Consider the following 12,948-nt stretch of genomic DNA (forward strand, 5'->3'; position numbering starts at 1 on the left):
CGTTTTTCCCGCCTTTCCTTTTTGTTCGGACCACTTTGAGGCCCGTTGATTCTGTATGGGCAGCACTGCATCCTTCACAGTAAGCGCTTCCGGCGCGTTCCTCCATCCGGAACGATGCAGCATTGCCTATCGTATTATAGCACATTCCGGCCTCAAGGGCCCGTTCTGTGTTTCTTTTTGTATTATTTCAATTTATTTCCACAAAATATTTGTTTTTCTGTGTATTTCGTTCTATAATAAGTTCATGGTTTGCCGGTAAAAACCGGTATGCGCGTTTGCGCCAGAAAAGGAGGTCTCGCCCCATGCGGACAGCGGTCAAAAAGAATGCCCGCCGCCAGGAACTGCTGGAACAGATCTACCCTATGATCGATCAGGTGGGCTACGAAAACCTGACCGTACGGGGCATCTGCACCAGCCTCGGAATATCCACCGGCACCTTTTATCACTATTTCCCGGAAAAAGCCGATCTGCTTTTGGCCTTTTTCGCGGGCATCGACGATTTTTACCAGCAGGAAGTGCTCCCCCGCTTCGGGCCGGATGAGGCGGCCAATCTGGACCGGTTCATCCACAGCTACGGCGTTTACTGCCAGCGGGTGGGCGCGGGGGTCTGCCGCTGTTTGACCAGCGCCCCCGCCCACGATGCCAAGCGCAACTATCTTTCCGAGAGCCGGCCCATCAGCCGGATTCTGGAGGAGCTGATGATCCGGGGCGCGGCCAGCGGCCGGTTCACCTGCCCCTTCCCGCCGGAGCAGTGCGCCCGCATGGTGATGGTCTCGGTGCGGGGCCACGGCTCCGACTGGGCCAAGCGGGGCGGCAAATACGATCTGATCCGCGCGCTGGACGATTACGCCCTGCTGCTGCGCATCGCGCTGGACTGCCGGCCCTGAGCTGCATTCCCTTCCCTGTATGCAAAACGCCCTCTGCTTTTGTTTGAAAGAGCAGAGGGCGTTTTTTTTTATGTCAGCCGGAGCCGACGCGCCTGTACAATCAGACGTTCAGCTCGGCGTGCTGGCCCGCAGCCTCGGGGTGAGCGGCCAGCACGGGGCGGATGACCTCGTTGAGGAACTCCTCCACCTGCTGGGCGCTGCGGCCGGTGAAGTGCTCGGGCACCAGAACGCCGTCGATGTCGGCATGGGTCAGGCCGAAGCTGGCGTCGTTCACCACACGGTCGATCAGGTCGTTGGGCATGCCCTCCTCCTTCACCTGCGCGGCGGCGGCGATGGAGTGCTGGCGCAGCTTCTCGTGCAGCTCCTGACGGTCGCCGCCCTTCTTCACGGCGCTCATCATGATGTTCTCGGCAGCCATGAAGGGCAGCTCGGCCATCACGCGGCTGCGGATGACCTTGGGATACACCACCAGGCCGTCGCACACGTTGAGCAGGATGTTCAGGATGGAATCGGCGGCCAGGAAGGCCTCGGCCACAGCGATGCGCTTGTTGGCGGAGTCGTCCAGGGTACGCTCGAACCACTGGGTGCCGGCGGTGAAGGCCGGGTTCAGGATGTCCACCATCAGGTAGCGGGCCAGGGCGCAGACGCGCTCGCAGCGCATGGGGTTGCGCTTGTAGGGCATGGCGGAGGAACCGATCTGGTTCTTCTCAAAGGGCTCCTCCATCTCCTTGAAGTTGGCCAGGATGCGGATGTCGGTGCACATCTTCATGGCGCTCTGGGCAAGGCCGGACAAAGCGCTCAGCACCTGGAAGTCCACCTTGCGGCTGTAGGTCTGGCCGGACACGGGAACCACCTTGTCGAAGCCCAGCTCGGCGGCGATGGAGGCCTCCACCGCCTTGATGCGGGCGGAGTCGCCCTCGAACAGCTCCACGAAGCTGGCCTGGGTGCCGGTGGTGCCCTTGCTGCCCAGCAGGGCCAGAGCGTTCATGCGGCTGGTGATCTCCTCGTAGTCCATGTACAGCTCGTTCAGCCACAGGCTGGCGCGCTTGCCCACGGTGGTAAGCTGGGCGGGCTGCAGATGGGTGTAGGCCAGGGCGGGCATATCCTTGTACTCATCCGCAAACTTGGCCAGCAGAGCCAGAACGCCCACCAGCTTCTTCTGCACCAGCTCCAGGCCCTCCTTCATCACCAGCACGTCGGTGTTGTCGCCCACGTAGCAGCTGGTGGCGCCCAGATGGATGATGCCCTTTGCATTGGGGCACTGCAGGCCGTAGGCGTACACATGGCTCATCACGTCATGGCGGCATTCCTTCTCACGGCGGATGGCATCCTCATAGTTGATGTCGTCCTTGTGGGCCTCCAGCTCGGCGATCTGCTCGTCGGTGATGTTCAGGCCGTTAGCCTTCTCGGCCTTGGCCAGGGCGATCCACAACCGGCGCCAGGTGCGGAACTTGTTGTCCTCCGAGAAGATGTACTGCATCTCGGGGGAGGCGTAACGGGTCTCGAAGGGAGAGATGTATTTATCGTGGGACATATTGGTTCCCCTTTCTCTGGTTTCTCATAAAGGGCGGGCGGGGCGCATAAGGCCTCGCCCGCCCTCTTTGTTTTTTGTGCTTACAGCTTGAAGTAATCCACGCCGCCCTCGAACAGGGGCTGGTACTTGTTGCCGGGCACGTTCTTGTACAGCTCGTCGCCGCTGCGCTCGGTGTGGCCCATCTTGCCCAGCACACGGCCGTCCGGGCTGGTGATGCCCTCGATGGCCAGCACGCTGCCGTTGGGGTTGTAGCGCAGGTCCATGGTGGGCTGGCCCGCCGCGTCCACATACTGGGTGGCCACCTGACCGTTGGCGATCAGGCTCTTCACCACCTCATCGCTGGCCACGAAGCGGCCCTCGCCGTGGCTGATGGCGATGGTGTGGACCTCGTCCACGCTGCAGCGGCTCAGCCAGGGGCTCTTGCCCGAGGCGATGCGGGTGTTCACCAGCATGCTCTGGTGGCGGTTGATGGTGTTGAAGGTCAGGGTGGGGCATTCCGCAGTGATGGGGCGGATCTCGCCGTAGGGCACGAGACCCAGCTTGATCAGCGCCTGGAAGCCGTTGCAGATGCCCAGCATCAGGCCGTCGCGCTTCTGGAGCAGCTCGTGCACCGCCTCGGTGACCGAGGGAGCCCGCAGGAAGGCGGTGATGAACTTGGCGCTGCCGTCCGGCTCGTCGCCGCCGGAGAAGCCGCCGGGCAGCATCACGATCTGGCTCTCCCGGATGGCCTGGGTCAGGGCGGCGCAGCTCTCGGCAACCGCCGAGGCGCTCAGGTTGTTGATGACCAGCACCTTCGGGTCCGCACCGGCGCGGGCAAAGGCACGGGCGGTGTCGTACTCGCAGTTGGTGCCGGGGAATACGGGAATGATGACCTTGGGCTTGGCGATGCCGATGGCCGGAGCCTTGCGCTCGGTGGCCTCGTAGCTGATCTTGTCCACGGTGGCGCCTGCCTTGCGGTAGGGGAACACCGGCTCCAGCTTGCCCTCCCAGGCCTCCTGCAGGGCGGCCAGGTCGATGGTCTCGCCCGCGATCTTCAGCGCGTAGGTCTCGGTAACGGTACCCAGGACAACGCCCTCGTTCAGCTCCAGATCCGGCTCCACCTCCAGGATGAAGCTGCCGTAGGCGGGATGGAACAGGTTCTCCGGATCACGGGCGGCATCCAGCGCAAAGCCCAGCCGGTTGCCCAGGCACATTTTGAACAGAGCCTCGGCGGCGCAGCCGTAGCCGGGGGTATAAGCGGCCTTCACCTTGCCGGAAGCGATCAGCTCCTCCACCTTCTTGTACAGCTTCTTCAGGCTGTGGGGCTCAGGGCGCAGCTCCAGCTTATCCTGATATTCGGGATACAGCCAGACCACCTTGCTGCCCGCAGCCTTGAACTCGGGGCTGATCACGTTCTTGGTATTGCCGATGGCGGTGGCGAAGCTCACCAGAGTGGGGGGCACATCCAGATCCTCAAAGCTGCCGGACATGCTGTCCTTGCCGCCGATGGCGGCCACGCCCAGATCCACCTGGGCCATCAGAGCACCCAGCAGGGCGGCAAAGGGCTTGCCCCAGCGCTCGGGCACATCGCCCAGACGCTCGAAGTATTCCTGGAAGGTCAGGTAGGCATCCTCATAGCGAAAGCCGCTGGCCACCAGCTTGGAGATGCTCTCCACAACGGCCAGATATGCGCCGCTGTACTGCTTTTTCTCCATCAGGTAGGGGTTGTAACCCCAGGCCATGCCGCTGCAGGTGGTGGTCTCGCCGTTCACCGGCAGCTTGGCCGCCATGGCCTGCGCGGGGGTCAGCTGATACTTGCCGCCGAAGGGCATGAGCACGGTGGCCGCGCCGATGGTGGAGTCGAACCGCTCGGACAGGCCCTTCTTGCTGCACACATTCAGGTCGGTGACCAGATTCTGCATCTTCTCGGCCCAGGTCTCGCCCTTCCAGTCCACCTTGTAGTCCTGGCAATCATAGACCAGAACCCGGGCGCGCTTTTCGGCACCGTTGGAGTTCAGGAAGTTGCGGCTGATGTTTACGATGGTGTTGCCCTTCCAGGTCATGGTCAGGCGGGGGTCCTCGGTGACGGTGGCCACCACGGTGGCATCCAGGTTTTCCTCATGGGCCAGCTTCACGAAGGCCTCCACATCCTGGGGTGCCAGCACAACGGCCATGCGCTCCTGGCTCTCGCTGATGGCCAGCTCGGTGCCGTCCAGGCCCTCGTACTTCTTGGGCACGGCATCCAGGTCGATGGCCAGGCCGTCGGCCAGCTCGCCGATGGCAACGGACACACCGCCCGCGCCGAAGTCGTTGCAGCGCTTGATCAGGCGGGTGGCCTCGGGGCGGCGGAACAGACGCTGCAGCTTGCGCTCGATGGGGGCGTTGCCCTTCTGCACCTCAGCGCCGCAGGTCTCCAGGCTCTCCAGCTTGTGGGCCTTGGAGGAGCCGGTGGCGCCGCCGCAGCCGTCGCGGCCGGTGGCGCCGCCCAGCAGCACCACGATATCGCCGGCAGCGGGCACCTCACGGCGCACGTTGGAAGCGGGAGCCGCGCCCACCACAGCGCCGATCTCCAGGCGCTTGGCCACGTAGCCGGGGTGGTACAGCTCATCCACCTGACCGGTGGCCAGACCGATCTGGTTGCCGTAGCTGGAGTAACCGGCGGCGGCGGTGGTGACCAGCTTGCGCTGGGGCAGCTTGCCCGCCATGGTCTCGCTCACCGGAACCAGCGGGTCGCCCGCGCCGGTCACGCGCATGGCCTGATAGACATAGCTGCGGCCGGACAGGGGGTCACGGATGGCGCCGCCGATGCAGGTGGCCGCGCCGCCGAAGGGCTCGATCTCGGTGGGGTGGTTGTGGGTCTCGTTTTTGAACAGATACAGCCAGTCCTGCTCCTCGCCGTCCACATCGCACTTGATCTTCACGGTGCAGGCGTTGATCTCCTCGGACTCGTCCAGATTCTTCAGCTTGCCGATGCTGGCCAGATACTTGGCGCCGATGGTGGCAAGGTCCATCAGGCACATATTCTTCTTGCGTCCGGCGTATACCGCCTTGCGCATGGTCAGGTAGTTGTCGAAGGCCTTCTTCACCTGCACATCCCGGATCTCGATCTCGTCCAGAATGGTGCCGAAGGTGGTGTGGCGGCAGTGATCGGACCAGTAGGTATCGATCATGCGGATCTCGGTGATGGTGGGGTCCCGCTTTTCAAACCGGAAGTAGTTCTGGCAGAAGGCGATGTCCGCCTCGTCCATGGCCAGACCCTTCTCCTTCACGAAGTTGGCCAGGCCCTCCTCGTCCAGCTCACAGAAGCCGGTGAGGGTCTCCACGGTGCTGGGGGTGGGGTACTCCATCTGCAGGGTATCCTTGCGGGAGAGGCTGGCTTCGCGTGCCTCCACCGGGTTGATGACATACTTCTTGATCTGAGCCAGCTCCGCCTCGGTGGGGTTGCCGGTGATCAGATATACCCGGGCGGTGCGCACGGTGGGGCGCTCGCCCTGGCTGATCAGCTGGATGCACTCGCTGGCGGAAGCGGCCCGCTGGTCAAACTGACCGGGCAGGTATTCCACCGCGAACACCACGTCCGCCTCGGGGCAGTGGTCGCAGGTGTCGTCCACCGGAGGCTCGCTGAATACGGTGGGGATGCAGCTGCGGAACAGTTCCTCGCTCACACCCTCCACATCATAACGGTTCAGAATGCGCAGGCCGGTCACCGACTGGATGCCCAGCAGGCCGTGCACCTCGCCCAGCAGGTTCTGGGCCTCGTGGTCAAAGCCCTTTTTCTTCTCCACATAAATGCGGTATACCATGGGTTCACTCTCCTTTTAAGGCGTTCAGGGCACGGCGGCCGATGTCGGCGCGCTTGTGCAGCTTGTCAAAATAAATCTGCTCGCTGGCGGCGTAGGCCTTTTCCAGCGCTTTTTCCAGGGTGGGGGCGGTGGCGCTCACGCCCAGCACGCGGCCGCCGCTGGTCACCAGCTTGCCGTCCTTCTCGGCGGTACCGGCGTGGTAGACCACCACATCGCTGCCGGGCACCTGCCCGTTTTCAAGGCCGGTGATCTCCTTGCCCTTTTCGTAGTGCTCGGGGTAGCCGCCGCTGGCCAGAATCACGCAGGCGGCGCTCTCGTTCTTGAACTTCACCTCGGTGTCCGCCAGGGTGCCGTTCGTGCAGGCCAGCATGATCTGGAGCAGGTCGCTGTCCAGCAAAGGCAGCACCACCTGGGTCTCGGGGTCGCCGAAGCGGCAGTTGTACTCGATCACCCGGGGGCCCTTGGGGGTGATCATCAGACCGAAGTACAGGCAGCCCTTGAAGGGGCAACCCTCGGCCTGCATGGCCTTCATGGTGGGCTCGAAGATCTGCTTGCGGCATTCCTCAGCCACCTCGGGGGTGTAGCAGGGATTGGGGGCGATGGTGCCCATGCCGCCGGTGTTCAGGCCCTCGTCGCCGTCCAGCGCGCGCTTGTGGTCCATGCTGGAAACCATGGGCTTCAGAGTCTCTCCGTCGGCGAAGGCCAGCACGCTCACCTCGGGGCCGGTGAGGAACTCCTCCACCACCACCCGGGTGCCGGATGCGCCGAACTTCTTCTCGTCGATCATCTCGTGCAGCGCGGTCTCGGCCTCGGCTTCGTTCTGGCAGATCAGCACGCCCTTGCCCAGCGCCAGACCGTCCGCCTTGATGACCACCGGATAGCTGCCCTCGGCCTTGATGTAGGCCATGGCCGCATCGGCCTCGGTGAACACCTCGTACTTCGCGGTGGGGATGCCGTACTTCTTCATCAGGTCCTTGCTGAACACCTTGCTGGCCTCGATGCGGGCCGCGGCGGCGCTGGGACCAAAGGCCGGAATGCCCGCCTCGGCCAGCTTGTCCACCAGGCCCAGAGCCAGCGGATCGTCCGGCGCGACCACCACATAGTCAAAGCCCTCTTCCTTCGCAAAAGCGACCTGGGCCTCGATGTCTGTGGCCGAAATGTTCTTGCATTTGGCGTCGCAGGCGATGCCGCCGTTGCCGGGGGCCGCCCACAGCTCGGTGCAAAGGGGGCTCTCCTTCAGTTTTTTCACGATGGCGTGCTCACGGCCGCCGCCACCCACAACCAATATTTTCATGCGCTTGATTCCCTCTTTCGTTCCATGCAGGCAAGTGTGGAGCATTCAAAAAGCCAGACGGCCTTTTCATGCTCTCTTATGGTCGTCTGGCTCGAGACGCCCCCACGCCATTCACGCCTTATGGCTCAGGCGGCGGCCCACGTCAAAATTTTCCGTGATATTTTCCAAAAATGCTCGCCAATCCACCAAGGATTGGCTGTGCTTTTTGGTTCATCTCACAAAAAATTTTTTGACGCGTTCCACCGCCTGGAATAGCGCGGTTCCGTCTTATATTATAACAAAATCGCGGCAAGGCAAAAAGCCCAATGGCACAAATTTGTGCCGCGCAGCCGGTTCTCCTTAGTGGTGGAACAGCCGGATGCCGCAGAAGGCCATGGCGATGCCGTATTTGTTGCAGGTGTCGATGACCTGCTGGTCCCGGATGGAACCGCCGGGCTGCACAATGGCTTCCACGCCGCTGCGGCGGGCGCGCTCGATGTTGTCGCCGAAGGGGAAGAAGGCGTCGCTGCCCAGCACCACGCCCTTCACCTGGGCCAGCCATGCCTTCTTTTCCTCAGCGGTGAGGGGGGCGGGCTGCTCAGTGAAGGTCTCGGCCCACATGTCGTCGCCGATCACATCCTCGTACTCATCGCTGATGTAAACGTCGATGGCGTTGTCCCGGTTGGGGCGGGCGATATCCTCCCGGAAGGGCAGGGCCAGCACCTTGGGATGATGGCGCAGCTGCCAGATGTCGGCCTTGTTGCCCGCCAGACGGGTGCAGTGGATGCGGCTCTGCTGGCCGGCGCCTACGCCGATCACCTGGCCGCCCTGGGCGTAGCACACGCTGTTGGACTGGGTGTATTTCAGGGTGATGAGGCAGAGCATCAGGTCACGCTTCTGCTCGTCGGTGAGGGTCTTGTTGTCGGTGACCAGGTTCTCCAGCATGGACTCGTCGATCTTCAGCTCGTTGCGGCCCTGCTCGAACACGACGCCGTAAACCTGCTTGCGCTCGATGGGCTCGGGCTGATAGTCCGGGTCGATCTGCACGATGTTGTAGCCGCCCTTGCGCTTTGCCTTCAGAATGGCCAGAGCCTCGTCGGTGTAGCCGGGGGCGATGATGCCGTCGGTCACCTCATGCTGGATGACCTTGGCGGTGCTCTCGTCGCACACATCGGACAGGGCGATCCAGTCGCCGAAGCTGCTCATGCGGTCGGCGCCGCGGGCGCGGGCGTAGGCGCAGGCCAGGGGGCTCAGCTCCAGGCCCTCGCAGAAGTACATCTTCTTCAAAGTATCGTCCAGGGGCAGGCCCAGGGCCGCGCCCGCCGGGGAAACGTGCTTGAAGGAAGCGGCGGCGGGCAGGCCGGTGGCCTGCTTCAGCTCCTTGACCAGCTGCCAGGAGTTCAGCGCGTCCAGGAAGTTGATGTAGCCGGGCTTGCCGTTCAAAACGGTCACCGGCAGCTCGCCCTCCTTGATGAAGATGCGGGCGGGTTTCTGGTTGGGGTTACAGCCGTATTTCAGTTCCAGTTCGGTCATGGTATCGTTCTCCCCCTTATTCTTCGTCGCAAACAGCGTCGTACTTGTTGATGATCACGTCTTCGGTCTCGCCGGTGGCCAGGTCGATGGCACGCACGAACAGGCTGACCTTGTTGTCCTCGTTCAGGTTTACCCACAGGTTGGTGGCCAGCTCCTCGGCCTCCTCGGGCAGGGCGATCTTCTCCGGCTCGCCCTCAAAGCTGGGGATGGGGTTGCCGTCGCACTTGTAGGTGTGGATGAAGTGGCCCTCGCCCGCCACCGGGACGGGGTACTCGAAGAAGTAGCGGCGGCAGCTTTCGCCGTTGCCGTCTGCGCTCTTCAGAATGGACAGCTTGTAGCTGCATTTGCCCTCCTCCAGCTCCACCAGACCGCTGATGCGGGGGGTCCAGTTGGGGCCGTCCAGCTCAAAGGTACGGGTGCGCAGGGCGTCCTCAAAGCGCTCGCCACGGGCCATGAACTCGTACACGGTGTCGGTCTGGTCACCGTTGGTCACGATATGAGCATTCGCCACGGTGCGCACCGGGTTGTAGATGATCAGGCTGGGGTCCTCCAGCTTGGCGGGGTCGGCCGCCAGGGTGCGGATGCCGCCGATCTCGGGCACCGGGTCAAATACCCGGTTGCGGCTGTTGGCGCTGCGGCCCATGATAAAGTAGGCGATCAGCGCCTTCTTGCCGCTGGGGGCAAGGCCCAGCACGATGCCCCGGCCGGGGTAGGCATTTTCGTTCACCAGTTTGTACAGATCCAGCTGTTCCATCTTGGCCTCCATATTCCAAATCGTATGATATAGATCAGTTTTTACTTGTCGTATTCCTCGCAGACCTCTGCGATGGCGGCGGGCAGGATGATCCATTCCGCCTGCTCCATCACCCGGCGCTGCAAAATCTCCGGGGTATCGCCGGGCTGCACCTCCACGGCCTTCTGCTTGAGGATGCGGCCGCCGTCGCAGATCTCGTTGACGAAATGCACGGTGGCGCCGGTCACCTTCACGCCCTTGGCAAGAGCCGCTTCATGCACCCGCAGGCCGTAGAAGCCCTCGCCGCAGAAGCTGGGGATCAGGCTGGGGTGCACGTTCAGGATGCGCTCCGGGTAGGCGGCGATGACGCTGGGACCCAGAATGGACAGAAAGCCCGCCAGCACCACCAGGTCGATGTGATTTTCCTTCAAAACGTTCAGCAGGGCCGCGTCGAAGGCCTCGCTGCTCTCGTAATCCTTGCGGCGCACCACCACGCCGGGCACGCCGGCCTTTTCGGCCCGCTCCAGCGCGTAAACGCCGGGCCTCGATGCAACCACCAGGCTCACCCGGCCGTGGGGGATTTCTCCCCGGGCCTGGCTGTCCAGGATGGCCTGCAGGTTGGTGCCGCCGCCGGAGACCAGAACCGCGATGTTCAGCATAACTCCACGCCCTCGCCTTCGCCGATCACGCCCAGGATGTAGGCGTCCTCGCCCTGCTCCTTCAGGATGGCCAGGGCCTTGTCCGCGTCTTCCTTGGCAACGGTCAGGATCATGCCAACGCCCATGTTGAAGGTGTTGAACATGTCGCGCTCGGGGATGTTGCCCGCCTTCTGGATGAAGCCGAACAGGGCGGGAGTGCGCACATCCTCCTTCTTGATGACGGCCTTGCAGCCCGCCTTCAGGCTGCGGGGGATGTTCTCGTAGAAGCCGCCGCCGGTGATGTGGGACACGCCCTTCACGGCGATCTGGTCCATCACGGCCAGAACCTGCTTCACGTAGATGCGGGTGGGAGCCAGCAGGGCCTCGCCCAGAGTGCAGCCCAGCTCCTCGTGGTACTCCTTCAGCACCTCGGGATGGTTCTCCAGATCAAAGACCCGGCGCACCAGAGAGAAGCCGTTGGAATGCACGCCGGAGGAGGGCAGGGCGATGATCACATCGCCGGGAACCATTGCCTCGTTGGACAGAATCTTGCTCTTGTCCACGGCGCCCACGGTGAAGCCCGCCAGGTCGTACTCATCCTCCGGGTAGAAGCCGGGCATCTCGGCGGTCTCGCCGCCCACCAGGGCGCAGCCTGCCTGCACGCAGCCCTCGGCCACACCGGCCACCATCTGGGCAATGCGCTCGGGCACGTTCTTGCCGCAGGCGATGTAATCCAGGAAGATCAGGGGCTTGGCGCCGGCGCAGACCACGTCGTTCACGCACATGGCCACACAGTCGATGCCCACGGTGTCGTGCTTGTCCATCAGGAAGGCGATCTTCAGCTTGGTGCCCACGCCGTCGGTGCCGGAGACCAGAACCGGGTGGGGCATATTGGTGCAGTCCAGCTCAAACAGACCGCCGAAGCCGCCCAGACCACCCATCACGCCGGGGATCACGGTGCGGGCCACATGCCGCTTCATCAGTTCCACGGCCTTGTAACCGGCGGTGATGTCCACACCGGCAGCGGCGTAGCTGGCAGAAAAGCTCTTTTCCATTTGTTCCTCCTTATTATGCCCATTTCACGGGCAAGGCCGGGGCCACGGAAAAATGGCCCCGGCGATTCATTCTTTAGTCGTTGCTGTTCAGCTTCTGGGAGTATTTGTCCTCAAATTCCCGCTTGGGGGGCTCCACCGGGTATTCGCCGGTAAAGCAGCCCACGCAGAAGTCCAGCTTGCAGCCCTCGGCGATCTTCTTCACGCTCTCGATGCTCAAGAAGCCCAGGCTGTCCACCCCGATCTGCTCAGCGATCTGTTCGGTGGTGTAGTTGGCAGCGATCAGATTCTTCTGGCTGTCCACATCGGTGCCGAAGTAGCAGGGGTAGAGGAACTTGGGGCTGGAGGCCCGGAAGTGAACCTCGGTGGCGCCCGCCTCACGCAGCAGCTGTACGATCTGCTTGGAGGTGGTGCCGCGCACGATGGAGTCGTCCACCAGCACCACACGCTTGCCCGCCACGGTGTCCGCGATGGGGTTCAGCTTGATGCGCACGGTGTTCTCCCGCAGCTTCTGGCTGGGCTGGATGAAGGTGCGCCCGATGTATTTGTTCTTCAAAAAGCCGATGCCGTAGGGGATACCGCTCTGCTGGGCGTAGCCCAGGGCAGCGTCCAGGCCGGAGTCCGGCGCGCCGATGACCACGTCCGCCTGCACCGGATGCTCCAGTGCCAGGAAGGCGCCCGCACGGCGGCGGGCACGGTGGACGGAAGCGCCGTCGATCACGGAGTCGGGCCGGGCGAAGTACACATACTCGAACACACACAGGCCGGTCTTCTGGCCGCAGGCGTGGGCGATGCTGTGCACCCCCTCCTCGTTGATGACCACGATCTCGCCGGGGGCGATGTCCCGCACAAATTCGCCGCCCGCGGCGTGGATGGCGCAGCTCTCGCTGGCGATCACATCGCTGTTGCCGATCTTGCCCAGGCACAGGGGGCGGATGCCCTGCGGGTCACGGGCCGCCACGATCTTGCGGGGGCTCATGACCACCAGGGAGTAAGCGCCGGTGAGCCGGTCCACCGCCTTCTCCACCGCCTCCTGAATGCTGCCGGCGTTCAGCCGGGCCCGGGTGATGGCGTAGGCGATGACCTCAATGTCGCTGGTGGTGTGGAAGATGCCGCCCTTCAGCTCCAGCTCCTCCCGCAGCTCCACCGCATTGGTGAGCTGGCCGTTGAAGGCCAGGGCCATGGTGCCCTTCACGTGGCGCACCAGCATGGGCTGGCTGCTGGACCGGGTGCGGTCCTTGTAGGGGGCGTAGCGGCAGTGGCCCAGAGCCATCTGGCCCTTGCCCAGACGGCGGATCACCTCTGGGGTGAACACCTCGTTCACCAGCCCCAGGTCCTTATGGCTGCGGATCACGCCGTCCTCATTCACGGCGATACCGCAGCTCTCCTGACCGCGGTGCTGCAGCGCGTACAGGCCGTAGTAGGTATCGGCCACCACGTCCATGTCCTCGTCGCGGCTGTAAACGGCGAACACGCCGCATTCATCGTGGATCTTGCTTTCCAGGTAATCGAACAT

Annotated in this window: 9 protein-coding genes; 1 reads left to right on the forward strand and 8 read right to left on the reverse strand. The window is 63.2% G+C overall.

What is annotated here, in order from left to right; translation table 11 throughout:
- The first annotated feature begins 302 nt into the window (after positions 1–302).
- Positions 303–887 carry a TetR/AcrR family transcriptional regulator gene (locus B5F28_RS03025; RefSeq protein WP_087293242.1) on the forward strand — a complete coding sequence of 195 codons (585 nt, stop codon included), beginning with the start codon at positions 303–305 and terminating at the stop codon, positions 885–887.
- A gap of 100 nt (positions 888–987) precedes the next feature.
- On the opposite strand, the gene purB is transcribed toward B5F28_RS03025, so the two are convergent.
- From purB to purF, 8 genes are all read right to left on the reverse strand, one after another.
- Positions 988–2,421, reverse strand: a complete 1,434-nt coding sequence (gene purB, locus B5F28_RS03030; protein WP_087293244.1) for an adenylosuccinate lyase — start codon at positions 2,419–2,421, stop codon at positions 988–990.
- 80 nt (positions 2,422–2,501) lie between these two features.
- Positions 2,502–6,203 (reverse strand): phosphoribosylformylglycinamidine synthase, encoded by a 3,702-nt coding sequence (locus B5F28_RS03035; protein ID WP_087293246.1) that lies wholly within the window; start codon positions 6,201–6,203, stop codon positions 2,502–2,504.
- 4 nt (positions 6,204–6,207) lie between these two features.
- Complete coding sequence (purD, locus tag B5F28_RS03040) at positions 6,208–7,497, reverse strand: phosphoribosylamine--glycine ligase (protein ID WP_087293248.1); 1,290 nt, start codon at positions 7,495–7,497, stop codon at positions 6,208–6,210.
- Positions 7,498–7,836: 339 nt separating this feature from the next.
- Positions 7,837–9,009: a phosphoribosylaminoimidazolecarboxamide formyltransferase gene (locus B5F28_RS03045; protein WP_087293250.1), complete on the reverse strand. Its 1,173-nt coding sequence runs from the start codon at positions 9,007–9,009 to the stop codon at positions 7,837–7,839.
- Between the two features lie 16 nt (positions 9,010–9,025).
- On the reverse strand, positions 9,026–9,763 hold the full coding sequence (locus B5F28_RS03050) for an IMP cyclohydrolase (protein WP_087293252.1): 738 nt from the start codon (positions 9,761–9,763) through the stop codon (positions 9,026–9,028).
- A gap of 41 nt (positions 9,764–9,804) precedes the next feature.
- Positions 9,805–10,401 (reverse strand): phosphoribosylglycinamide formyltransferase, encoded by a 597-nt coding sequence (purN, locus tag B5F28_RS03055; RefSeq protein ID WP_087293254.1) that lies wholly within the window; start codon positions 10,399–10,401, stop codon positions 9,805–9,807.
- A complete protein-coding gene (gene purM, locus B5F28_RS03060) occupies positions 10,395–11,435 on the reverse strand; it encodes a phosphoribosylformylglycinamidine cyclo-ligase (RefSeq protein ID WP_087293256.1) in 1,041 nt (346 codons plus the stop codon). The genes purN and purM overlap by 7 nt, the downstream gene beginning before the upstream one ends.
- Positions 11,436–11,508: 73 nt before the next feature.
- Positions 11,509–12,948 carry an amidophosphoribosyltransferase gene (purF, locus tag B5F28_RS03065; protein WP_087293258.1) on the reverse strand — a complete coding sequence of 480 codons (1,440 nt, stop codon included), beginning with the start codon at positions 12,946–12,948 and terminating at the stop codon, positions 11,509–11,511.

The organism is Gemmiger sp. An194 (assembly GCF_002160145.1).
Taxonomy (GTDB): Bacteria; Bacillota; Clostridia; order Oscillospirales; family Ruminococcaceae; genus Allofournierella.

Excerpts from the sequence above, each read along its gene's own strand:
- purM (WP_087293256.1), bottom strand. The coding sequence starts at position 11,435 with ATGGAAAAGAGCTTTTCTGCCAGCTACGCCGCTGCCGGTGTGGACATC.
- purF (WP_087293258.1), bottom strand. The coding sequence starts at position 12,948 with ATGTTCGATTACCTGGAAAGCAAGATCCACGATGAATGCGGCGTGTTC.
- B5F28_RS03025 (WP_087293242.1), top strand. The coding sequence starts at position 303 with ATGCGGACAGCGGTCAAAAAGAATGCCCGCCGCCAGGAACTGCTGGAA.
- purB (WP_087293244.1), bottom strand. The coding sequence starts at position 2,421 with ATGTCCCACGATAAATACATCTCTCCCTTCGAGACCCGTTACGCCTCC.
- B5F28_RS03045 (WP_087293250.1), bottom strand. The coding sequence starts at position 9,009 with ATGACCGAACTGGAACTGAAATACGGCTGTAACCCCAACCAGAAACCC.
- purD (WP_087293248.1), bottom strand. The coding sequence starts at position 7,497 with ATGAAAATATTGGTTGTGGGTGGCGGCGGCCGTGAGCACGCCATCGTG.
- B5F28_RS03035 (WP_087293246.1), bottom strand. The coding sequence starts at position 6,203 with ATGGTATACCGCATTTATGTGGAGAAGAAAAAGGGCTTTGACCACGAG.
- purN (WP_087293254.1), bottom strand. The coding sequence starts at position 10,401 with ATGCTGAACATCGCGGTTCTGGTCTCCGGCGGCGGCACCAACCTGCAG.
- B5F28_RS03050 (WP_087293252.1), bottom strand. The coding sequence starts at position 9,763 with ATGGAACAGCTGGATCTGTACAAACTGGTGAACGAAAATGCCTACCCC.